General features: G+C 71.6%; 20 protein-coding genes and 1 tRNA gene. 8 read left to right on the plus strand and 13 right to left on the minus strand.

Annotated elements, in window-relative coordinates:
• Positions 1 to 48: 48 nt before the first annotated feature.
• Positions 49 to 1,227 carry a TetR/AcrR family transcriptional regulator gene (locus ACI379_RS06335; protein ID WP_439791229.1) on the minus strand — a complete coding sequence of 393 codons (1,179 nt, stop codon included), beginning with the start codon at positions 1,225 to 1,227 and terminating at the stop codon, positions 49 to 51.
• A gap of 185 nt (positions 1,228 to 1,412) precedes the next feature.
• Between ACI379_RS06335 and ACI379_RS06340 the strand changes: the two genes are divergently transcribed.
• Positions 1,413 to 2,996 carry a long-chain-fatty-acid--CoA ligase gene (locus ACI379_RS06340; protein WP_439791230.1) on the plus strand — a complete coding sequence of 528 codons (1,584 nt, stop codon included), beginning with the start codon at positions 1,413 to 1,415 and terminating at the stop codon, positions 2,994 to 2,996.
• 68 nt (positions 2,997 to 3,064) lie between these two features.
• Here the strand turns inward: ACI379_RS06340 and metH are convergent, their stop codons facing one another.
• A complete protein-coding gene (gene metH, locus ACI379_RS06345) occupies positions 3,065 to 6,742 on the minus strand; it encodes a methionine synthase (protein WP_439791249.1) in 3,678 nt (1,225 codons plus the stop codon).
• A gap of 240 nt (positions 6,743 to 6,982) precedes the next feature.
• A complete protein-coding gene (locus ACI379_RS06350) occupies positions 6,983 to 7,576 on the minus strand; it encodes an acyl-CoA-like ligand-binding transcription factor (protein WP_439791231.1) in 594 nt (197 codons plus the stop codon).
• 83 nt (positions 7,577 to 7,659) lie between these two features.
• Between ACI379_RS06350 and ACI379_RS06355 the strand changes: the two genes are divergently transcribed.
• Together ACI379_RS06355 and ACI379_RS06360 are read left to right on the plus strand one after the other, a co-directional pair.
• Entirely contained in the window at positions 7,660 to 8,484 is an 825-nt protein-coding gene (locus ACI379_RS06355; protein WP_439791232.1) for an SDR family NAD(P)-dependent oxidoreductase, read from the plus strand.
• Positions 8,485 to 8,572: 88 nt separating this feature from the next.
• A complete protein-coding gene (locus tag ACI379_RS06360; RefSeq protein WP_439791233.1) occupies positions 8,573 to 9,418 on the plus strand; it encodes a PAC2 family protein in 846 nt (281 codons plus the stop codon).
• Between the two features lie 30 nt (positions 9,419 to 9,448).
• Here the strand turns inward: ACI379_RS06360 and mshC are convergent, their stop codons facing one another.
• The 4 genes from mshC to ACI379_RS06380 form a co-directional block, all read right to left on the minus strand.
• Positions 9,449 to 10,687: a cysteine--1-D-myo-inosityl 2-amino-2-deoxy-alpha-D-glucopyranoside ligase gene (mshC, locus tag ACI379_RS06365; RefSeq protein WP_439791234.1), complete on the minus strand. Its 1,239-nt coding sequence runs from the start codon at positions 10,685 to 10,687 to the stop codon at positions 9,449 to 9,451.
• A 101-nt stretch (positions 10,688 to 10,788) separates the two neighbouring features.
• On the minus strand, positions 10,789 to 11,574 hold the full coding sequence (locus tag ACI379_RS06370; RefSeq protein WP_439791235.1) for an SCO1664 family protein: 786 nt from the start codon (positions 11,572 to 11,574) through the stop codon (positions 10,789 to 10,791).
• Positions 11,564 to 12,115 carry a DUF3090 domain-containing protein gene (locus tag ACI379_RS06375; RefSeq protein WP_439791236.1) on the minus strand — a complete coding sequence of 184 codons (552 nt, stop codon included), beginning with the start codon at positions 12,113 to 12,115 and terminating at the stop codon, positions 11,564 to 11,566. The genes ACI379_RS06370 and ACI379_RS06375 overlap by 11 nt, the downstream gene beginning before the upstream one ends.
• 9 nt (positions 12,116 to 12,124) lie before the next feature.
• On the minus strand, positions 12,125 to 12,841 hold the full coding sequence (locus tag ACI379_RS06380; RefSeq protein WP_439791237.1) for an MSMEG_4193 family putative phosphomutase: 717 nt from the start codon (positions 12,839 to 12,841) through the stop codon (positions 12,125 to 12,127).
• Positions 12,842 to 12,873: 32 nt separating this feature from the next.
• Between ACI379_RS06380 and ACI379_RS06385 the strand changes: the two genes are divergently transcribed.
• Positions 12,874 to 13,866 carry a magnesium and cobalt transport protein CorA gene (locus ACI379_RS06385; RefSeq protein WP_439791238.1) on the plus strand — a complete coding sequence of 331 codons (993 nt, stop codon included), beginning with the start codon at positions 12,874 to 12,876 and terminating at the stop codon, positions 13,864 to 13,866.
• Between the two features lie 16 nt (positions 13,867 to 13,882).
• On the opposite strand, the gene ACI379_RS06390 is transcribed toward ACI379_RS06385, so the two are convergent.
• Positions 13,883 to 14,710, minus strand: coding sequence for an undecaprenyl-diphosphate phosphatase (locus ACI379_RS06390; protein WP_439791239.1), 828 nt, complete (start codon positions 14,708 to 14,710; stop codon positions 13,883 to 13,885).
• A 70-nt stretch (positions 14,711 to 14,780) separates the two neighbouring features.
• On the opposite strand from ACI379_RS06390, the gene ACI379_RS06395 reads away from it, so the two are divergent.
• Both ACI379_RS06395 and ACI379_RS06400 read left to right on the plus strand, forming a co-directional pair.
• Complete coding sequence (locus ACI379_RS06395; RefSeq protein WP_439791240.1) at positions 14,781 to 15,728, plus strand: aldo/keto reductase; 948 nt, start codon at positions 14,781 to 14,783, stop codon at positions 15,726 to 15,728.
• A gap of 1 nt (position 15,729) precedes the next feature.
• Positions 15,730 to 15,957: a DUF5703 family protein gene (locus ACI379_RS06400; RefSeq protein ID WP_439791241.1), complete on the plus strand. Its 228-nt coding sequence runs from the start codon at positions 15,730 to 15,732 to the stop codon at positions 15,955 to 15,957.
• Between the two features lie 2 nt (positions 15,958 to 15,959).
• On the opposite strand, the gene ACI379_RS06405 is transcribed toward ACI379_RS06400, so the two are convergent.
• Positions 15,960 to 17,318, minus strand: coding sequence for a M20/M25/M40 family metallo-hydrolase (locus tag ACI379_RS06405; protein WP_439791242.1), 1,359 nt, complete (start codon positions 17,316 to 17,318; stop codon positions 15,960 to 15,962).
• Positions 17,319 to 17,399: 81 nt separating this feature from the next.
• Between ACI379_RS06405 and ACI379_RS06410 the strand changes: the two genes are divergently transcribed.
• A tRNA-Leu gene (locus tag ACI379_RS06410) sits at positions 17,400 to 17,485 on the plus strand.
• 96 nt (positions 17,486 to 17,581) lie between these two features.
• On the plus strand, positions 17,582 to 18,163 hold the full coding sequence (locus tag ACI379_RS06415; RefSeq protein ID WP_439791243.1) for a LysR family transcriptional regulator substrate-binding protein: 582 nt from the start codon (positions 17,582 to 17,584) through the stop codon (positions 18,161 to 18,163).
• 6 nt (positions 18,164 to 18,169) lie between these two features.
• Here ACI379_RS06415 and ACI379_RS06420 read toward each other — a convergent pair whose 3' ends face one another.
• From ACI379_RS06420 to ACI379_RS06435, 4 genes are all read right to left on the minus strand, one after another.
• The gene (locus ACI379_RS06420; RefSeq protein ID WP_439791244.1) at positions 18,170 to 18,727 is read right to left on the minus strand and encodes a nucleosidase; all 558 of its coding nucleotides are present in this window, start codon (positions 18,725 to 18,727) and stop codon (positions 18,170 to 18,172) included.
• Positions 18,721 to 20,157, minus strand: coding sequence for a GuaB1 family IMP dehydrogenase-related protein (locus tag ACI379_RS06425; RefSeq protein WP_439791245.1), 1,437 nt, complete (start codon positions 20,155 to 20,157; stop codon positions 18,721 to 18,723). The genes ACI379_RS06420 and ACI379_RS06425 overlap by 7 nt, the downstream gene beginning before the upstream one ends.
• Before the next feature lie 76 nt (positions 20,158 to 20,233).
• Positions 20,234 to 21,457, minus strand: coding sequence for an acyl-CoA dehydrogenase family protein (locus ACI379_RS06430; RefSeq protein ID WP_439791246.1), 1,224 nt, complete (start codon positions 21,455 to 21,457; stop codon positions 20,234 to 20,236).
• On the minus strand, positions 21,457 to 22,332 hold an 876-nt coding region (locus ACI379_RS06435), incomplete at its 5' end, for an acyl-CoA dehydrogenase family protein (protein WP_439791247.1). The genes ACI379_RS06430 and ACI379_RS06435, both read right to left, overlap by 1 nt.

The following is a 22,332-nucleotide window of genomic DNA, read 5'->3' on the forward strand; positions in this document are numbered from 1 at the left end:
GGGTCATGGAGCCCGGGGGTACCCGAACCCCGCGGGCTCCGCCCGCGCTCAGGGCACGGGCGGAACGTCCAGCGCCCCCAGCAGCAGCGCTGCGACCTGGTCACGGTGCTCGGCGGAGTCGTCCCAGCGCAGCACCCGGCCGGCCTCCACGACCACACCGAACCCGGCGTGCACCAGGGTCCTGGCCTGCCGGGAGTCGAGCGACGGGTGCAGGCCGAGGAGCTTCTGCTCCCACACGGCCATGTGCTCACGCTGGGCCACGACGACGGGGCGCTGGAGCTCGGGGGGCAGGCCGACGATCTCGGCCTCCGCCACGGAGATGAACTCGGTGTTCTCGAAGCTGTACGCGACGTACGCGGCCGCCAGCGCGGCCAGCGACTCCTCCGGGGAGGACGTGCCGTGCAACGCCTGGGCAACCGCCTGGTCGAGCGTCGCCGCCGTCTGAAGACAGGCAGCAGCGAGGATGTCCGCCTTCGCCGGGTAGTGCCGGTAGATGGCCGACGGAGCGAGCCCGACCGCACCCGCGATCTGGCCCATGCCGACGTTGCGGAAGCCCTGCGCGGCGAACATCGGGATCACAGCCCGGAGGATCTCGGCCCGCCGCGACACCGGGTCCGGGCGCGCGGCGACCATGACCCGGGACGCGGTGGCAGGGGTCCGGTCCAGGTCGACCACTGCGACCCGCACGGCCACGTCCGTGAGGAGGTCCACGGCACGCTGCCGTGCCAGCGGCGTGCGGTGGATCGTCACCGAGCCGATCGCCCCCAGGGCCGCCGACGCGCGCAGGCCGGCCCGGCTGCCGCCGTACTCCCCCACGACGGCGTCGCCGACACGGTTGACCAGCTCGCCAAACTTCGTCCGCAGCGCCCTGCGGTCGTCGGCCTCGAGGAACCGCGCCTCCCACCGGTACACGCCGCCCGAGGCACGGTGGGCCACCGTCACCTCGGCCAGGGCCTCCAGCAGGGGCCGGGGGCTGGCGTCGGCGGGGAGGTCGTCCAGCACCTCGAGGAGCCGGTCGACCATCAGGTTGGCGCACTCGACGAACAGTGCGTACTTGTTGGGGAAGTGCCGGTACAGCGCGGCGGCGGTGATGCCGACCTTGGCCGCGACCTCCTCCATGGAGGCGCCGTGGTAGCCGCGCTCGTTGAAGATCGGCCCGGCGGCGTCGAGGACCAGCTGTCGACGGTTGCGCGGACGCCGGCGCACCGGGAACTGCTCGACTGCCATCCCTCACCCCCTCGTCGCGACGTCCGGTCCAGTCAATCACGCCGACCGCCCGTCCCGCACACCGACCCGCATGCGATCAGCCATTCACAAAAATGTGATGCGCCATTAACTTACCCATTCCTTTGGGCGACGTTCCTGTGCATACTGCTGGGCAACCCGCTCGCACGCCGCACCGAGGAGTCAGCATGTCCACCGAAGCTCCCCCCGCCTGGTCGTTCCGCCACCACTGGATGGCCCACGCAGCCACCCACGCGGCCATGCGCCCCGACAAGGAGGCCCTCCGCTTCCGCGGGCAGGGCACGACGTGGGCCCAGCTCTCCGAACGGTCGCTGCGCGGCGCGGCCGCCCTCGCCGCACGCGGGGTCGGCGAGGGCGACCGCGTCGCCCTGCTCACGCTCAACCACCCGTGGTTCGTCGAGGCGGTCCTCGCGGCCAACAGCCTCGGGGCCATGGCGGTGCCCCTGAACTTCCGCCTCGCGCCGCCAGAGCTCGACTACATCCTGGGCGACTGCACGCCCGCGGCCGTGCTCGTGGACGCCATGCTGCTGCCGCTCCTGAAGGCGGCGCCCGGCAGCGCCGACATCGGCGCGGTCGTCGTCATCGGCGAGGCCGACCTCAGCAGCGAGGGCCCCAGGGTCGTGGCGTACGAGGACCTCCTGGCCGCGCACGGTCCCATCGAGCTGCCCGACGTCAGCGAGGAGGCCACCGCGCTGATCATGTACACCTCCGGGACGACCGGTCACCCCAAGGGCGCCATGCTCTCGCACCGCAACATGCAGGTGCAGGCGTTGACCTGCATCCGGGCCATGGAGATGTTCGACGACTCCGACGTGGGCTTCCTGACGGCGCCGTTCTTCCACATCGCCGGGCTTGGCTCCATCGTCGCGAACATCGTGCTCGGAGGGACCGTCGTCATCCACCCCCTCGGCGCGTTCGACCCGGCGGCGGTCCTCGACGCGTACGAGGCCGAGGGGGCGACGGTCGTCTTCAACGTCCCGATGCAGTGGGACCTGATCTGCGCCCAGCCCGACATCGCCGAGCGCGACCTGAAGCTGCGGATCATCAGCTGGGGCGCCGCACCCGCCTCGGACACCACCCTGAGGGCCATGGGCCGCGCCTTCCCCGAGGCGCTCAACGTCGCCGTGTTCGGCCAGACGGAGACCTCCCCCATCACCTGCGTGCTGCGCGGTGAGGACTCGCTGCGCAAGCTCGGGTCGGTGGGCCAGCCGATCCCCACCCTGCAGTACCGCATCGTCGACGCGGAGATGAACGACGTGGCCCCGGGCGAGGTCGGCGAGATCGTCTACCGCGGGCCCACCGTGATGAAGGGGTACTGGAACAAGCCCCGCGAGACCGCCGACGCGTTCGCCGGAGGCTGGTTCCACTCCGGCGACCTGGTCAAGCAGGACGAGGACGGGTTCGTGTGGGTCGTGGACCGGATGAAGGACATGATCATCTCGGGCGGCGAGAACATCTACTGCGCCGAGGTCGAGAACGCGGTCGCCGCCCACCCGGGGGTCCGGGAGGTCGCGGTCATCGGACGCCCCGACGAGCGCTGGGGCCAGGTGCCGGTCGCCGTCGTGGCACTGGCCGAAGGAGCCGAGCTGACACTCGAGGAGCTCGTGGCCGGCCTCGACGGACGGCTCGCCTCGTACAAGTTCCCCAAGGACCTCGTCGTCCTTCCCGAGCTGCCACGCAACGCCGGCGGCAAGATCCTCAAGGGCCCGCTGCGCGAGCAGGACGTGGCGGCCGTGCCGGCGGCCGGCTGAGCCCACACCCCACACGATGCCTCACCGGCCCCACCCCGCCCGGGGTGGGGCCGGTGTCGCGCACGTCCTCAGTCCTCGGGGTCGTACCCGAGGTTCGGCGAGAGCCAGCGCTCCGCCTCCGCGATCGTCCAGCCCTTCCGCCGGGCGTAGTCCTCGACCTGATCCCTCCCGAGGCGACCGACCACGAAATACTGGGACTCCGGGTGCGAGAAGTACCAGCCCGACACTGAGGCGCCCGGCCACATCGCCATCGACTCGGTGAGCTCGATGCCCGTGCTCGCCTCCACGTCGAGCAGCTCCCAGATGGTGCGCTTCTCGGTGTGGTCGGGGCAGGCGGGGTACCCCGGGGCCGGGCGGACACCTTCGTACCTCTCGGCGATGAGAGCGGCGTTGTCGAGCTGCTCCCCCGCCGCGTGGCCCCAGAACTCGGTGCGGACCCGCTGGTGCAGGCGCTCGGCGAACGCCTCCGCCAGCCGGTCGGCCAACGACTCCAGCAGGATCGCCGAGTAGTCGTCCAGCTCGGCCTTGAACGCCTGGATCCGCTCCACGGTCCCGTGTCCCGCGGTCACCGCGAAGGCGCCCACGTGGTCGGCGAGGCCGGTCGCGACGGGGGCCACGAAGTCGCTGAGCGCCTTGTTGGCCACGCCCTCGCGGTGCTCGCCCTGCTGGCGCAGGTGGTGCAGCGTCGTCCGGACCTGCGTACGGCTCTCGTCGGTCCAGACGAGCACGTCGTCCCCGTCCGCGTTCGCGGGGAAGAAGCCGTACACCGCGCGCGCGGTCAGCCACTTCTCGGCGGCGATCCGGTCCAGCATCACCTGGGCGTCGTCGTAGAGCTTGCGGGCGGCCTCACCCTGCGCGGGGTTGTTGAGGATGTCGGGGAACCTGCCCTTCATCTCCCAGGCGTTGAAGAACGGCTGCCAGTCGATGAACTCACGCAGCTCGGACAGGTCGTAGTCGTCCAGGACGTGCACGCCCGGCGTCGCGGGGGCCGTCGGGACGTACCCGTCCCACGCGATCTGCGGCGCGTTGGCGCGCGCCCGCTCGAGTGGCACCAGGGGTCGGTCGTGCTTGGCGGCGTGGCGCACCCGCAGGGCGCCGAAGTCGGCCTTCACGTCGGCCATCAGCCCCGGGCGCAGCTCGTCGCTGAGCAGGGCCGCTGCCGTCGGGACCGACCGTGAGGCGTCCTTCACCCAGACGACGTCGCCGTGGTACCGGGGATCGATCCGAACGGCCGTGTGCGCGCGGGAGGTGGTCGCCCCGCCGATGAGGAGCGGGATGTCGAGTCCCTGTCGCTCCATCTCGGCGGCGAAGGTCACCATCTCGTCCAGCGACGGGGTGATCAGACCCGAGAGCCCGATGATGTCCGCACCGATCTCGACGGCGGTGTCGAGGATCTTCTGCGCCGGCACCATGACGCCGAGGTCGACGACTTCGTAGTTGTTGCACTGCAGCACCACGCCCACGATGTTCTTGCCGATGTCGTGGACGTCACCCTTCACGGTCGCCATGACGATGGTGCCGTTGGTGTCCTTCTGAGCGGCGAGGGCGGGGTCCGCCGCCTTCTCGGCCTCGATGAACGGGATCAGGTGCGCCACGGCCTTCTTCATCACGCGCGCGCTCTTGACCACCTGGGGCAGGAACATCTTGCCTGCGCCGAAGAGGTCGCCCACGACGTTCATGCCGTCCATCAGCGGGCCCTCGATCACCTCGATCGGGCGGCGTCCGGCAGCGGCCAGCTCCTGCCTCAGCGCCTCGGTGTCCGCCTCCACGTGCGCGTCGATGCCCTTCACCAGGGCGTGGGTGATCCGCTCCCGCAGCGGCAGCTCGCGCCACTCGTCGACCGTCTCCTCCCCCTGCTGGGCGGCGGCGTTGTACTGCTCGGCGATCTCGAGCAGCCGCTCGGCGGCGTCGGCCCGACGGTTGAGGACCACGTCCTCGATCCGCTCGCGCAGCTCCGGGGCCACCTCGTCGTAGACCGCCAGGGCGCCGGCGTTGACGATGCCCATGTCGAGGCCGGCCGCGATGGCGTGGAAGAGGAAGACCGCGTGGATGGCCTCGCGGACCGGGTTGTTGCCGCGGAACGAGAAGGAGACGTTGGAGATGCCACCGGACACGAGTGCCCCGGGCAGGTTCTCCTTGATCCAGCGGGTGCCCTCGATGAAGTCCAGGCCGTACGAGGCGTGCTCCTCGATGCCGGTGGCGACCGCGAACACGTTGGGGTCGAAGATGATGTCCTCGGCCGGGAAGCCCACCTCGTCCACGAGGATCCGGTACGCCCGCTCGCAGATCGCCTTGCGCCGCTCGAGGTTGTCGGCCTGCCCGTCCTCGTCGAAGGCCATGACGACGACCGCGGCACCGTACTTGCGGCACAGGCGTGCGTGGGCACGGAAGGCGTCCTCGCCCTCCTTCATCGAGATGGAGTTCACGACCGGCTTGCCCTGCACGCACTTGAGGCCGGCCTCGATGACCTCCCACTTGGAGGAGTCGACCATCACCGGCACCCGGCTGATGTCGGGCTCGGCGGCGATCAGCTTGAGGAAGCGGTCCATCGCGGCCACCCCGTCGATCATCCCCTCGTCCATGTTGACGTCGATGATCTGGGCGCCGTTCTCGACCTGCTGGGCGGCGACGCTGAGCGCCGTGTCGTAGTCACCGTTCTTGATCAGCGTGCGGAAGCGCGCCGACCCGGTGATGTTGGTGCGCTCGCCGACGTTGACGAACAGGCTGTCCTCGGTGATCAGGAGCGGCTCGAGACCCGACAGGCGCATCGCGGGCTTCGGCGTCGCGGGTACGCGCGGTGCGCGGCCCTGGGCCACCCCCGCGATCGCGGCGATGTGGGCAGGGGTGGTGCCGCAGCAGCCACCGACGATGTTCAGGAAGCCCGCGTCGGCGAACTCCGCCAGCACCGCGGCCGTCTGCTCCGGGGTCTCGTCGTACTCGCCGAACGCGTTGGGCAGACCGGCGTTGGGGTAGACCGAGACGAACGTGTCCGCGAGCCGGGAGAGCTCGGCGACGTAGGGGCGCATCTCCGCGGCCCCGAGTGCGCAGTTGAGTCCGATGGCCAGTGGCCTGGCGTGGCGCACCGAGTTCCAGAACGCCTCGGTCACCTGGCCCGACAGCGTGCGGCCGGACGCGTCGGTGATGGTGCCGGAGATGATCACCGGCCAGCGGCGCCCCTCCTGCTCGAAGAGGGTCTCGACCGCGAAGATCGCGGCCTTGGCGTTGAGGGTGTCGAAGATGGTCTCGATCATCAGCAGGTCCGCGCCGCCGTCGACCAGGCCCTGGGCCGCCACGAGGTACGCCTCGACGAGCTGGTCGTAGGAGACGTTGCGGGCGCCGGGGTCGTTGACGTCGGGCGAGATCGAGGCCGTGCGGGTGGTCGGGCCAAGAGCGCCGGCGACGTAGCGCGGGTGCTCAGGGGTGGACGCCGCGTCGGCCGCCTCGCGGGCCAGCCGCGCAGACACGTAGTTGACCTCGTACGCGTGGTCGGCCATCCCGTAGTCGCCCAGGGAGACCGCGTTGGCGTTGAACGTGTTGGTCTCGATGACGTCGGCGCCGGCGGCGAGGTACTCCTCGTGGATGCCCCGGATGATCTGTGGCTGGGTGATGGAGAGCAGGTCGTTGTTGCCGACGAGGTCCTGCCCCCAGGCGGCGAACCGGTCGCCGCGGTAGCCCGCCTCGTCGGGACGGTCCCGCTGGATCGCGGTGCCCATCGCGCCGTCGAGCACCATGATGCGCTCCCGCATGGTGGCCGCGAGCGCCTCGGTGGCGTCGGGCCGGTGGTCGACGGGCGCGGCGCCCGGCACCAGCGGGGACTGGGTCACGGTGTTCGGGGTGGGGTGTGCGGCGCTCACGAGCAAGCGTCTCCTCTCGACAGGCTTGCCAGCCTAGGAAGCCGGTCCACTGCGTGGACAGCTGTTTCAAATGGTGGCACTCCCGCCCGGGTCCCCGAAATCCCCGGATCTGGGGGACGTCGTACGACCGGTTCACTCCACCAGGCCGGCCAAGCCGTCCAGGGCCTCGGCGAGGCAGTCTGCGGGCGAGCGCTTCCCGCCGCGCACGGCCCACCACGTCAGCGCGTCCACCATCACCGCGTGCAGGGCGGCGGCCAGGGCCCGCGAGACGAGGTCGTCGTCGGGGGTCTGCCGCACCCGGGCAACGAGAGCGGTGAGCTCAGCACGCCACGCGTCGAAGGTGTGGGACCGCTGGCGGCGCAGCTCGTCGGAGAGGGCGATCAACCGCAGACGTGAGCGCATCACGTCCTCCCCGTCAGCGTTGCGCGCGAACGCGGCGACCACCGCCGAGCGCACCGCGCCCACCAGTTCGTCAGCTGCCGGGTCGGCCGCCTCCAGTCCGGCGTTCAGGGCTTCTGTGGACGACTCGATACCGCCCCACACGATGTCCGCCTTGCCGGGGAAGTACCGGTGCAGGGTGCGCACGCTCGTGCCCGCCTCCGCGGCCAGCTCTGCCATGGTCACCGAGTCGTAGCCACGCTCGACCATCAGCGCCAGGAGCCGCGCCCGGATCGTCTCGACGTCCCCGACCGGTGGACGTCCACCGACCGATCCCTCTCCCACCACGCGAGGATTCTAGGCAACCCGCTGTCGCGCGACCACTAGTTTTGGCATGCTCTGCCACAACTACGGCGAAAACAGGAGACACCATGCCTTTCCCCCTGCCCGACGTCTCGTCCCACGCGCTGGACGACCTCCTCTCACTGCGCGGCCGCACCTCCGTCGTCACCGGCGGCGCCCAGGGTCTGGGCCGCGCCGTCGCGGAGCGCCTGGCGGAGGCCGGGGCGGACGTCGTCCTCGCCGACCTGCGGCTCGAGACCGCGGATGCGGCTGCGCGCGAGGTCAGTGAGCGGTACGGAGTGCGCGCGCTCGCCGTGGAGACCGACGTCACCCAGGACGCCTCCGTGGTCGCGCTCGCGGACCGTGTCGTCAGCGAGCTCGGGAGCATCGACGTGTGGGTCAACTCCGCCGGCATCTTCCCCGCCGTGCCCTCCGTGGAGATGCCCGTCGAGCAGTGGGACCAGGTCTTCGCCGTGAACACGCGCGGAACCTTCCTGGGCTCCCGCGAGGCAGCCCGGCGGATGACCACCGGCGGAGCGATCGTCAACGTCGTCTCCACCGCCGGCTTCCAGTCCCCCGGCCCCGGCCTGGCGGCCTACGTCAGCTCGAAGCATGCCGTGCGGGGCATGACCAAGGCCATGGCGCAGGAGTTCGCACCGCTCGGCATCCGAGTGCTCGGGGTCGCCCCCACGTTCGTCCCGACCGAGGGCAACATCGCGATGATGGAGGAGGCGTTCGCCGCGGCGGGCATGTCGAAGGACGACCTGCCCCCGATGGAGGTCATGAACCAGAGCATGATCGGGCGGATCGGCACCCCCGACGACATCGCCCGGGTCGTCCTCTTCGCGGCGAGCGACATGGCGATGATCATGACGGGCAGCGTGCTGCTGGCCGACGCGGGCGAGACCATCTGACCGGGAGCCACGACGCGGGTCACCCTCCTCCGCGCGCCACCACGGTGTTCGGCAGCCCGGACGCCCGCCTGCTGACTAGGGTGGAGGGGTGATCGAGTTCGAGGACCTGCACGACCTTGTCTCCCCGGTGGTCATCGCCGCCTTCGAGGGGTGGAACGACGCCGCCGACGCGGCCTCGGGACTCGTCGACCACCTCATGAAGGAGTGGGGGGCCGAGGTGGTGGGTGCCGTCGACCCGGACGACTTCTACGACTTCCAGGTCAACCGCCCGGTGATCGGCACCGAGCCGAACGGCCACCGGCGCATCAGCTGGCCGACGACGCGGATCGCCGTGGCTCGCCCGCGGGACCTCGACCGCGACGTCATCCTGGTGCGTGGCATCGAGCCCAACATGCGCTGGCGCCAGTTCTGCGCCGAACTGGTCGCGGCCTGCGAGCAGCTCGGGGCCGAGCTGGTGGTGACGCTGGGCGCCCTGCTGGCCGACACGCCGCACACGCGCCCGCTCCCGGTGTCCGGCACGGCCTCCGAGCCCGACCTCCTGGACCGGCTCGACGTGGAGGCCTCGAGCTACGAGGGACCCACGGGCATCCTCGGCGTCTTCAACGACCAGTGCAGCCAGGCAGACCTCGCTGCCGTCTCGTACTGGGTGGCGGTGCCCCACTACGTCGCCCAGCCGCCGTGCCCCAAGGCGACGCTTGCGCTGCTGCACCACCTCGAGGACCTGCTCGACGCGCCGCTGCCGCTCGGCGACCTGCCCGACGACGCCAAGGCGTGGGAGCGGGGCGTCGACGAGGTGGCGGGCGAGGACGAGGACGTCGCCGACTACATCCGCTCCCTGGAGGAGACCAGCGACACCACGAACCTGCCCGAGGCCAGCGGCGAGGCCATCGCCCGGGAGTTCGAGCGCTACCTCAAGCGGCGGGGACGCGACTGATCGCTTGACCGGGCCGTACGCCCGGCGCCCTCACAGACGCAGGCCGAGGGCCGCGTCCAGCAGCTGCATCACGGTGGCACCTGCCTCGTCGTCGCTGGTGTCCGCGAGGCCGGTGGTGCCAAGGGTGGCGTCGACCCAGTCCTGCACGTGCGCCAGCGCGCGGGGGGCGTCCAGGTCGTCCGCAAGAGCAGCCAGGACGTTCTCCACGACAGGAGCGGCGGGCGCACCGGCACCGAGCGCGAGGGCCTTGCGCCACTGTGCGACGCGGTCGACAGCGTCCCACAGCTGGTCGTCGGTCCACTCCCAGTCACTGCGGTAGTGGTGGGCCAGCAGCACGAGCCGGATCGCCATCGGGTCGACGTCGCTCATCCGCAGGGCGCTGACGAAGACCAGGTTGCCGCGCGACTTGGACATCTTCTCGCCGTCGTAGGCGACCATCCCGGCGTGCACGTACGCCTGGGCGAACCGCGTGCCGGCCTCGGCGACCTGCGCCTCCGCGGCACACATCTCGTGGTGCGGGAACACCAGGTCGCTGCCGCCGCCCTGCACGTCGAACGACGTCCCCAGGTGCTCCAGAGCGATCGCGGTGCACTCGATGTGCCACCCGGGACGGCCCTTGCCCCACGGGCTGTCCCAGCTCGGCTCGCCCGGACGCTCGGCGAGCCACAGGACGCAGTCGAGAGGGTCCCGCTTGCCCGCCCGGTCGGGGTCGCCGCCCCGCTCGGGGAAGATCTTCAGCATCGTCTCGCGGTCCCAGCCGGACACCTGCCCGAACGCCGGGTCGGCGGTGACGGAGAAGTACAGGTCACCCTCGACCTCGTAGACCACACCCGCCTCCTGGAGCCGCTCGATGAGCGCGATCACCAGCGGGATCGACTCCACGGCACCGACGTACTGGTCCGGGGCGAGGATGCGCAGCGCCTCCATGTCGGTGCGGAAGAGCTCGGTCTCGCGCTCCGCGAGCTCCACCCAGTCCACGTGGACCTTGGCCGCCCGCTCGAGCAGCGGGTCGTCCACGTCCGTCACGTTCTGCACGTAGGTGACCTCGTGGCCGGCGTTGCGCCAGGCGCGGTTGAGCAGGTCGAAACCGACGTACGTGGCCGCGTGGCCCATGTGGGTCGCGTCGTACGGGGTGATGCCGCAGACGTACATCCGGGCCGCGCCCTGCGGATCGGTCGCCGCCAGCTGTCCCGTCGCGGTGTCGTGGACCCGGACGACGGGACCACGGACGGACAGCGGGGGAACCACGGGTGAGGACCAGGCGCGCATGTCGCGAAGCCTAGCCAAGACACCCCGGCGGGCCATCACGCCCTCCCGCGCGGCGGGCGATCGCCGCAGGGTCGCGTGGGGAACCAAGCGTCCCGGGCGACTCAGAACGGGGGCCAGGGAACCTGGGGCCAGTGCTCGCCCGGCAGGGGGAACGTGCCTCGCGCCAGCAGGACGGCGAGCCGCTCGAGGGTGGCCTCGATCTCCAGCTCGGTGACGTGGTCGGCCAGCGACTCTGCGAGCGGCCCCTCCAGGGCCGGCACGAGACGCGCCAGGCCGTCGAGCTCGTCCTGGTCGAGCGGGTGCCCGGCCCATCCCCACAGCACGGTGCGCAGCTTGGGCTCGGCGTGGAAGGTGAGCCCGTGGTCCACGCCGAAGCGGTGGCCGTCCGGCATGGTCAGGACGTGGCCGCCCTTGCGGTCGGCGTTGTTGACCACGACGTCGAACAGGGCCATGCGGCGCAGCGCCGCGGTGTCCTCGTGGACCAGGCTCACGGGACGCTCCCGGCCGTCCAGGCCCTCGAGGACGGCGAGGAACCCGGGGACGTCGGTGCCCGCGGGCACCAGGTCCACGGCGGCGCCCTCCGGCACCGGCTCGCACCACCGCTGGAACATGCCGGGACCGTGCGGCCCGTCAGCGAGCCACGTCTGCGGGACCACGTCCCACCCGAGTGCCTCGCTCAGCAGGTGCGCGGCCACCTCGCGCCCGGCCAGCGTCCCGTCCGGGAAGTCCCACAGGGGGCGCTCCCCCGCCACGGGCTTGTAGACCACGCGCACCCCCGCCAACGACCCGACGAAGGTGGCGTTGGAGGCCGGCATGACGCGGCCCTCGATCTCGAGCTCGCCCGTCGGCACGTCGCGCGCCGTCGGGACCGCCTCCTCAGGGATCACGACGCCGGAACCCGTTGGCCCGTACGCACAGGTGCCCCTGCGGGTCGAGCGGCAGGCCGCAGAACGGGCAGTCCGGACGGCCAGCGTCCACCACGGCCCGGGCCCGTTCCACGAACGCCCGCGCCGCGCCGGCACGCAGCCGTACGACCAGAGCCTCGGCAGGCTCCTCGTCCTCGTCGGGGTCCTCACCGGGGGTGAGCGAGAAGACCTCCACCACGACCTGCTCGGTGCCCACGTCCCACGACAACGTCATGGTCCCGCCACGGAAGTCCTCCTCCAAGGGGTGCTCCAGCGGCGCGTCGTCCTTGAGGTCGAACGGCGTGACGGCCGGGATCAGGGCCTCGTTGGGCGCCTGCGCCATGAGCTCGTCGAGGAGCTCGTCCACCCGCTCCGCGAGCGCGATCACCTGCTGCTTCTCGACCGCCACCGTGGTCAGGCGGGTGCCGGTGCGCGCCTGCAGGTAGAAGACTCGCTGGCCGGGCTCGCCCACCGTGCCCACGACGAAGCGTTCCGGCGGGTCGTACGAGTGGATGTCAGCCATACCCTCACCCTAGGTCGTGGACGGCGACGCGCCCGGTCCCGCTCCCCCGCCGACGACCGGTCCCGACGAGCCGGACGAGCCGTGAGGTGCCGCGGCGAGCCAGCCGAGGTCACCGGCGTGGGTGTTGACGCCGAGCACGTACGGCCTGTCATCGGTGTAGCGGACCACCGACACGCTGGCGGGATCGACGTGGAGCCGCTGGAACTGGTCCAGGTGAAGGCCGAGCGCGTCCGCCAGGACCGCCTTGATCACGTCCCCGTGGCTGACGGCGAGCCAGACGGCGTCCTTCCCGTGCTCCTCAGCCACCGCGGCGTCGGTCCGGCGGACGGCCTGCACGGCCCGGTGCTGCATCTCGCGCAGAGACTCACCGCCGGGGAAGACGGCGGCGCTGGGGTGCCGAAGGACGACCTTCCACAGGGCCTCCTTGGAGAGCTCGGCGATCGACCGGCCCTGCCAGGCGCCGTAGTCGCACTCGTTGAGCCCCTCGTGCTGCTCCGCCGCCGCCGGGTGCGCCTGCGCGGCCAGCACCGCCTCCGCGGTGGCCCGGCACCGCTCCAGCGGAGAGCTCAGCGCCCGGACCAGGGGGACGGCGCTGAGCCGTGCGGCGGTGTCGTGCACCTGCGTGCGCCCGGTGTCGTCGAGCCCGACGCCCTCCGTACGCCCCGCGAGGATCCCACTGGTGTTCGCGGTGGTGCGTCCGTGGCGGACGAGCACGACAGTTGCCATGCCGGGCACCCTAGTGCCACTAGCCTGACGACATGTTCGTGCAGAACTTCACGGTGTCGGGTGGCGTCGCCACCCCGAGCCCCGTCGACGAGCGGGCCTGGCGAGCGGTCCCCGGCACACCGGACTCGTACCAGTGGCTGGTGCTCGCCAGACCCGGCACCGACGAGCTGACCTCACTGCGTGAACACTTCGGGCTCCACCCGCTGGCGGTCGAGGACGCCGGCGAGGAGCACCAGCGGCCCAAGCTGGAGCGGTACGGCGACCACGTCCTGCTCGTCGTCAAGACCATGCGCCACGTGGGCACCGACGAGCGTCTGCGCACGGGCGAGGTCAACGTCTTCGTGGGCGCCGACTTCGCGGTCACCGTCCTGCACGGCGACGCCGCCGCCGAGGGGCCCGACGGAGGCTCCGCGTTCGTGGACGCCCTGCTGGCCGACGCCGACCCCGAGACCCTGGCCATGGGTCCGGCCGCGCTCCTGCACGCCGTGTGCGACCACGTGGTCGACAGCTACGAGGAGGCAGGCGAGGCGCTCGCCCGTGACGCCGAGGCCCTCGACGACGCCGTCTTCGACCGGGCCCGCGACGACCAGATCCCGTTGGTGCACATGCTCCGCCGGCACCTCGCCGACGTCCGCCGGTGCGCCGAGCCGCTGCGCGAACCGCTCGCGCGACTGGCCGAGGAGTCCCGGCACGCATTCCCCCACGAGCTGGTCGCGTACCTGCGCGACGTGGGTGACCACCTGCACCGGTTCATGGACACCGTCGACCACCTGGAGGGTTCGGTCGCCTCCGCGTTCGACGCGCTGGCGGCCCAGATCTCGCTGCGCCAGAACGAGGACATGCGCAAGATCTCGGCGGGCGCGGCCCTGGTCGTCGTCCCCACGCTCATCGCCGGGGTCTACGGGATGAACTTCAGGCACATGCCAGAGCTCGACTGGCAGTTCGGGTACGCCTTCGCGCTGGGTCTCATGGCCGCCTCGGTGGCCCTCATGTGGGTGCTGTTCCGCCGCAGCGGATGGTTCTGAGGACGGACCACCCGGCTCAGGCCGCGGTGAGCACCCCGGCCGCGAGGAGGCCCATCGTGGCCAGGCCGAGGAGCACCCGGTACAGCACGAACGGCGTGTACGACTTCGTCGAGACGTACCGCAGCAGCCAGGCGATGGCGGCGTAGCCGACCACGAACGAGACGACCAGTCCGACGATCGTGGGACCCCAGCCGTACGCGTTGTCGTTCTCCGCGATGTCCGGCAGCGTGAAGAGACCGGCACCGACGACGGCAGGGATGGCCAGCAGGAAGGCGAACCGGGTGGCGGCCTCCCGGTCGTACCCCAGGGCGCGACCCATGGAGATGGTCGCGCCGCTGCGCGACACCCCGGGGACCAGGGCCGCGGCCTGGGCGAGACCGAGCAGGACCGCGTCGCGCATGGTCATCCGGTTGATCGCCTTGTCGGTGGCTCCCACCCGGTCGGCCACCCCGAGCACCAGACCCATCACCACCAGCATGGTGGCGGTGATCCACAGGTTGCGGAAGTCCTTCTCGATGATGTCCTTGAGGGCGATGCCCAGGACCACGATCGGCAGCGAGCCGACGATGATGTACCAGCCCATCCGGGAGTCCACGTGGCCGCGCCACTCCGGCTGGAACAGCGACCGCACCCACGCCGACGCGATGCGCCAGATGTCCTTGCGGAAGTAGATGAGCACCGCGAGCTCGGTGCCGATCTGCACGACGGCCGTGAAGGCGGCGCCCGGATCACCCCAGCCGAAGATCTCCGGGAAGATGCGCAGGTGCGCGCTGGACGAGATGGGCAGGAACTCGGTCAGACCCTGGAGGACGCCGAGCACGACTGCTTTGAGGAGATCCCACACAGCGCCCAAGCGTACGCATCACGGCGTGCCGAGGGCGGCACCCGGTCACGGGCTGACTACCCTTCACCGCATGCAGCAGCGCGCGCTCGGTGCCACCGGTCTCAGGGTCTCCCGCCTGGGTCTGGGCACGATGACCTGGGGACGGGACACCGACGAGCACGAGGCGCGCGACCAGCTGATCGCCTTCGTCGAGGCCGGCGGCACGCTGGTCGACACCGCGGCCAGCTACGGCGACGGTGCCAGCGAGGAGCTCATCGGCTCCCTGCTCGGCGACGTGGTGCCCCGCGGCGAGGTGGTGCTGGCGACCAAGGCCGGCACGGCCGTGCGCCGGGGTGAGCGCGTCGTCAACGCCGGTCGCGGCAACCTGCTGACCCAGCTGGACGCGTCCCTGGCCCGCCTCGGCGTCGACCACGTCGACCTGTGGCAGGTGCACGTGTGGGACGACCAGACGCCGCTGGAGGAGACGCTCTCCGCCGTCGACACGGCCGTCTCGTCGGGTCGGGCGTCGTACGTGGGGGTCTCCAACTACACCGGTTGGCAGACCGCGCAGGCCGCCACGTGGCAGCGCGCGCAGCCCGGGCGTACACCTCTGGCCTCCACCCAGGTCGAGTACTCCCTGGTCAACCGGTCCGTCGAGCACGAGGTGCTGCCGGCCGCGGCGGCGATGGGCATGGGGGTCCTCCCCTGGTCACCGTTGGGGCGTGGCGTCCTGACCGGCAAGTACCGCACCGGCATCCCCGGCGACTCCCGTGGCGCGAGCGACCACTTCGCCCGGTTCGTGGCGCCCTACCTCGACGGTCCCTCGCGCGGAGTCGTGGAGGCCGTGTCGCGGGCGGCCGACGGACTCGGCTGGAGTGCCCTCGAGGTGGCGCTGGTGTGGGTGCGCGACCGGGTGGGCGTGACGGCACCCGTCGTCGGGGCCCGCACGGCCGCGCAGCTCCGTGGCGCGCTCGGGATCGACGAGCTCTCCCTGCCACCGGAGATCACCGCCGCACTGGACGACGTCTCGGGGCAGTGAGATGAGTCGCGCGCTGCGTCGTCCCCCCGCCCGGGGCGTCGAGTGGGAGTTCGAGACCGTCTCCTTCCCGCGCGACCTGTCCCGCTCGGCCGTGACGGGGCTCCTCGTGGAGCGCGCCGAGCACGGGGGCTGGGAGCTCGACCGGCTGCGCATCGGCAACGACGGCGTACGGCGGGTCGTGCTGCGCCGCAAGATCATCCGGCAGCGCCTCACCCTGTTCGGCGCCTGACCTCACACCTCGTCGAGGAACCGGTCGAAGACCCTCGCACCGAACTCCAGCGCGTCGACCGGGACCCGCTCGTCGACGCCGTGGAACAGCGCGCCGAAGTCCAGGTCAGCGGGGAGCCGCAGCGGCGCGAAGCCGTACGACTCCATCCCGAGCTTGCGGAAGTGCTTGGCGTCGGTGCCCGCACCCATGAGGTACGGGGCGACCCGGGCCCCGGGGTCCTCGGCGAGCAGCGACCGGGTGATCGCCCGCACCAGGTCCGTCTCCGTCGGCGACTCCCAGGGGTCCTGGAGGCTGATGAACTCGTGATCGACGCCCGGACCGAGGAGCTCGGCGAGCGTGGCGAAGAACTCGTCCTCGTACCCCGGCAGGAAGCGCCCGTCCACGTGGGCGGTCGCCTCGGTCGGGATCACGTTCACCTTGTAGCCGGCCGACAGCATGGTCGGGTTCAGCATGTTGGTGATGGTCGAGCCCAGCATCTTGGCCGACGACTCGAACTCGTTGATGAGGTCGGCCGCGTTCTCGGGCGTCGCCTCGGTCCCGGCGATGTCCGCGACGGTGGCCAGGAGCACCTCCATGGTCGGCGTGAGGCGTACGGGCCACTCGTGGGCACCGATGCGCGCCACTGCGCCGGCGAGGCGGGCGACGGCGTTCTCGGTGTTGATCATGGAGCCGTGACCGGCGCGACCGCGGGCGGTCAGCTTCATCCACGCCATGCCCTTCTCGGCGGCCTCGATGAGGTAGATCCGCTGCCCCCGGACGGTGGTCGAGAAGCCTCCCACCTCCCCCACGGCCTCGGTGCAGCCCTCGAACTCGTCGGCGTGGTCGGCGACGAGGCGCTCGGCGCCCTTGTGGCCGCCGGCCTCCTCGTCCGCGGTGAAGCAGAGCACGAGCGGCCGCTCGGGCACCCTGCCCGCCCGGGCACGTGCGCGGACGACGCTGAGCAGCATCGCGTCGAAGTCCTTCATGTCGACGGCACCGCGACCCCACACGTACCCGTCCACGATCTCACCGGAGAAGGGGTCGACCTGCCAGTCGGAGGCCTCCGCGGGGACCACGTCGAGGTGCCCGTGCAGCAGCAACCGGTCCGAACGGCTCCCGTCACCGCCCCAGTGCGCCACCACGTTGGTCCGGCCCCGGTCGGTCTCGTGGACGCGGGCCTCGATCCCGACCTCCTCGAGCAGCTCGGCCACCCGCTCCGCGGCCACCCGCTCGCCCGGCCCGGAGCCGTCGCCGTAGTTCGAGGTGTCGATGCGGATCAGCTCCCGGCACAGCTCGACCACCTCTCCCTCGGGAGCGTGGGCCGGGTCCTGGCGGGGGTCCGGCGCGGGGCTGGGCGTGGTCGAACGGTCCTCGTTGGCCATGCCCACATCCTGCCCCAGCCGAGATTTCGGGACCCCGATTGAACGATTCCTCCGAGTCCTTGCTATGTTTTTCCCGCACTCGTCCGGGTGGCGGAATTGGCAGACGCGCTAGCTTGAGGTGCTAGTGCCCGTATTAGGGCGTGGGGGTTCAAGTCCCCCCTCGGACACAGATCAGGCCCCGACCAGCAGGTCGGGGCCTGAGTCATTTGATGGCCGCTCTGGCGCGTGTGGTCGCGCGACGGCCGAGATGGGAGAGTCACACCATGTCGTCCCTGCTGCGCGTCGCCTTCGTCACCGGTGCCACCCCCGACAAGTGGGCACGCGCCTGGGAGACCTTCGGTCGCGGCCCACTCCAGCTCGTCCCCGTGGAGGAGCCGGACCAGGAGCGCGTCGTCCGGTCCGGTGAGGTCGACATGGCGATCGTCCGCCTGCCCGTGGACCGCGAGGACCTGCACTGCGTGCGCCTGTACGCGGAGCAGGTGGTGGCCGTGGCCTCCCGCGAGCACTTCCTCGCAGCCGCGGACGGCGAGGTCTCCACGGCCGACCTCGCCGACGAGCAGCTGGTGAGGCCGCACGTGAGCGGGTGGGTGCCGTCGGCCGACCAGCTCGCCTGGCCGGGGATGAGTGAGAAGGACGCCGTGGAGACGGTCGCCGCCGGGACGGGCATCGCGCTCATGCCGATGTCCGTGGCACGGCTGTACCAGCGCAAGGACGTGGTGCACCGCGTCGTGTCGGACCTCGACGAGACGGAGATCGGGCTCATCTGGCTGGTCGACCGCGACGACGACACGACGCAGACGTTCGTGGGCGTCACCCGGGGGCGTACGGCCCGCAGCTCGCGCTGAGAGCCCTCAGAGCTGGTCGGTGAGCCAGTCCGCGAGCACGCGGGCACTCGCGTCCACGAGCTCGGGCCACTCCATCGCGCCCTCGTCGGCGTTGTCGGAGACGTGCTTGACGAGGCGGCAGCGCGCCCCCAGCGTGGTCGCGGCGTACGCCACGGCGTACCCCTCCATGTCGACCAGGTGCGCCCGGGCAGCCAGCGCCTCGCGGACGACCGGGTCGGTGACGAAGAGGTCCCCGGTGGCCAGCACGACGTCGCTCTCCCCCACCACGAGCCGCTCGCCGGGGTCGTAGCCCAGCGAACGGAGCACGGCCGCGCTGATGTCGTGGTTGAGCACCACGCCGGGCTCGTGCAGACCACTCATGTGGTCGCGCAGCGCGCCAGCGGTCCCGAGGTTGTAGACCGTCACCGAGCTGGGGTCCGGGTGACGTGCGAGTGCGCGCGTGGTCGCCACGGCCGCAGCGGTCTTGCCGATGCCGGTCACGACCAGCGGGAGCCCTGCGGGTACGTACGCGGCCTCCGCCCTGGTCGCGGCCACGACCAGGACGTCCTCCGTCCGGGTCACCACGACGTCGCCAGCGGTCGGCCCTCGTGGAACCCGGCTGCGGACTGCACCCCGACGAGGGCGCGGTCGTGCAGCTCGCCGAGCGTCCGGGCGCCCGCGTACGTGCAGGCCGAACGGACACCCGAGCAGATCTGGTCGATCAGGTCCTCCACACCGGGGCGGGCCGGGTCGAGGTACATCCGCGACGACGAGATGCCCTCCTCGTAGAGCCCCTTGCGGGCCCGGTCGTACGAGGACTCCCCCGACGTACGGTTGGCCACGGCGCGGGCGGAGGCCATGCCGAACGACACCTTGTACGCGCGACCGTCCGCCTCCGTCATCAGGTCTCCCGGCGACTCGTGGGTGCCGGCGAACCACGAGCCCACCATCACCTGCGAGGCGCCGGCGGCCAGGGCGAGGGCGACGTCGCGCGGGTGCCGTACGCCACCGTCGGCCCACACGTGCTTGCCGAGCCCGCGAGCGGCCTCGGCCGACTCCAGGACCGCGGAGAACTGCGGTCGTCCCACGCCGGTCATCATCCGGGTGGTGCACATGGCACCGGGCCCGACGCCGACCTTGACGATGTCGGCACCGGCGTCCGACAGCGCGCGTACCCCCTCGGCCGAGACCACGTTGCCCGCGGCCACCGGTACGGCCGGGTCCAGCGACCGGACGGCCCGCAACGCCTCGACCATCCGCCCCTGGTGCCCGTGGGCGGTGTCGACGACGAGGGTGTCCGCCCCCGCGGCCAGGAGCACCTCGGCCTTGCCGCGCACGTCACCGTTGACGCCGATGGCGGCCGCGACCCGCAGACCGCCGCGCGCGTCGAGCGCGGGGGCGTACAGGGTGGCCCGCAGCGCGCCCAGCCGGGTCAGGACACCGACGAGACGACCCTGGGCGTCGACGCCGACCGCCAGCGGTGCGCCAGCGCTCTCGATACGGTCGTACACCTCGCGCGGGTCCGCGTCCGCGGGCACGAGCACGGGCTCCGAACGGACCAGCTGCCGCACCTGGGCGAACCGGTCGACCTCCACGAGGTCGGAGGCGCCCAGAACGCCGACGGGACGCTCGTCCTCCACCACGACCACGGCCCGGTGCGCCCGCTTGGGCATGAGGGCCACCGCCTCGGCCACGGTCTGGTCGGGGCGCAGGGTGAGGGCCGTGTCGAACACGTGGTGCCGGCCCTTGACCCAGCCGATCACCTCGGTGACCACGTCGAGCGGAATGTCCTGGGGCAGCACCACCAGGCCACCCCGCCTGGCCACCGTCTCGGCCATCCGCCGACCCGCGATCGCCGTCATGTTGGCGACCACGAGGGGCACCGTCGTACCCGTGCCGTCCCCGCTGTCCAACGACACGTCGTAGCGGCTCGAGACGTCGCTGTGCCGCGGCACCATGAAGACGTCGTCATAGGTCAGGTCGTGGGTCGCATGTCCCTCGTCGATGAAGCGCACGGCCCCGAATCTACGCGAGCGTGGTCGCCCGACCGTGCGGGCGACCACGCTCGGCGTGGAACGGGTCTGCGGTGCGTCAGCGCAGCTGGGCGCTGGAGAGTCCCAGGACCCGGCGGGCCACGATCAGCTGCTGGATCTGCTGGGTGCCCTCGAAGATGTCCAGGATCTTGGAGTCGCGCGCCCACTTCTCGAGCAGCTCGTTCTCGGAGTAGCCGAGCGTCCCGCAGAGCTCGACGCACGACAGGGTGATGTCGGAACCGACCCGCCCCGCCTTGGCCTTCGACATGGAGGCCTCGAGCGAGTTGGGCTTGCGGTTGTCGGCCATCCACGCGGCCTGCAGCATGAGCAGCCGCGCGCCCTCCCAGTCGGCCTCCATCTGCAGGAACTTCGCCGCCGCGGCAGACTGGAGGCGGCCGGGCCGGTCGTAGTCGATGACCACGCCGGCCTGCTCCAGGAGGTCCCTGGTCAGGTCGAGGGCGGCCCGGGCGCAGCCGATCGCCATGGCGGCCACCAGCGGGCGGGTGTTGTCGAAGGTGGCCATCGCCCCACCGAACCCGGCCTTGACGTCGATCTCCGGGGTGCCCAGGAGGTCCTCGGCGGGAACCCGGCAGTCGGTGAAGGTGATCACGGCGGTGTCGGAGGCGCGGATGCCGAGCTTGTGCTCGAGCCGCTCGACCTTCATCCCCGGGTTGTCCCGGCGCACCACGAACGACTTGATGGCGGCCCGCCCGAGGGTCTTGTCCAGCGTCGCCCACACGACGACGGCACCCGCGCGCTCGCCCGAGGTGACGAAGATCTTCTCCCCGTTGAGGACGTACTCGTCGCCGTCCTTGACCGCCGTGGTCGTGATGTTGGCGGAGTCGGACCCGGTGCCCGGCTCCGTGATCGCCATCGCGGCCCACAGGCCCTCGTACCGGGCCTGCTGGTCGGCGTCGGCGACCGACGCGATGGCCGCGTTGCCCAGCCCCTGGCGGGGCATGGCGAGCAGCAGGCCGGTGTCGCCCCAGCACATCTCGGTCACCGACAGGACGGAGGCGAGGTTGGCGCCGTTGCGGCTGCGCCCGTCGTCGTCCCGGCGCGCGGCGGGCTTCTCGGCGCTGACCCCCGTGGCGCCGGCCCCCTCGGAGGCCCCCGACGAGGAGACCCCGTCGATGAGGGCCGCGAGCATGTCGAGCTCCTTGGGGTACTCGTGCTCGGCGCGGTCGTACTTGCGGGAGATGGGGCGGAGCATGTTCATCGCCATCTGGTGGGCCTGGTCCACCAGGGTGCGGTGCTTGCGCGGGGTCTCGAGGTTGATCATCAGACCAGCACCCCGCCCTCGACGAGGCCGACGGCCCTCAGGTCCCTGTACCACCGTTCCACCGGGTGCTCCTTCACGAATCCGTGTCCCCCGAGCAGCTGCACGCCGTCGAGGCCGATCTTCATGCCCTTGTCACCGCACAGCTGGCGCGCGAGCGCGACCTCGCGGGAGAAGTCCTCCCCGCGGGCGGCGCGCGCGGCAGCCTTCCAGGTCACCAGGCGCATCGCCTGCAGCTCGATCGCGATGTCCGCGACCATGAACGCCACCGACTGGCGGTGGCTGATCGGCTCCCCGAACGCCTCACGCTCGTTGACGTACGTCTTGACGTAGTCGAGCACCGCTTGTCCGGTCCCCAGCGCCAGGCCGCACCACGCGAGGCGGGACAGACGCACGCACTCGCGGTACGCGGTGCCGTCGCCTCCCCCGAGGAGCGCGTCCGCCCCGACGGCCACCCCGTCGAGGTGCAGGCGCGTGAGCGAGGCCGCCCTGAGACCCATCGACGGGTCGGCCTCCACGCTCACCCCCTCCGTGGACGACTCCACCAGGAAGAGTGCCGGCTGCCCGTCCAGCAGGGCGCCGACCACGAAGAGCTCCGCCTCCGCGCCGCGCACGACGGCCGACTTCACACCGTCGAGGACGAAGCCCGCACCCCGGCGTGTGGCCCGCGTGGTCGGCGTCATCACGTCGAAAAGGACGGCCGGTTCGGAGAGGCACAGTGCCGCTACCGCCGTGTCGTCCCCCGTGAACGCCGGCAGGTAGGTCTGCTGCTGGGCCTCGGTCCCCCACAGCGAGAGCGCCGTGGCCACCGATCCGGGACCGGCGGCGGCGACGGCGAGCCCCATGTCCCCGTGGGCCAGCGCCTCGGCCACCAGCAC

The sequence above is a fragment of the Nocardioides sp. genome (genome assembly GCF_051876515.1).
In the GTDB taxonomy this organism is placed as follows: Bacteria; Actinomycetota; Actinomycetes; order Propionibacteriales; family Nocardioidaceae; genus Nocardioides.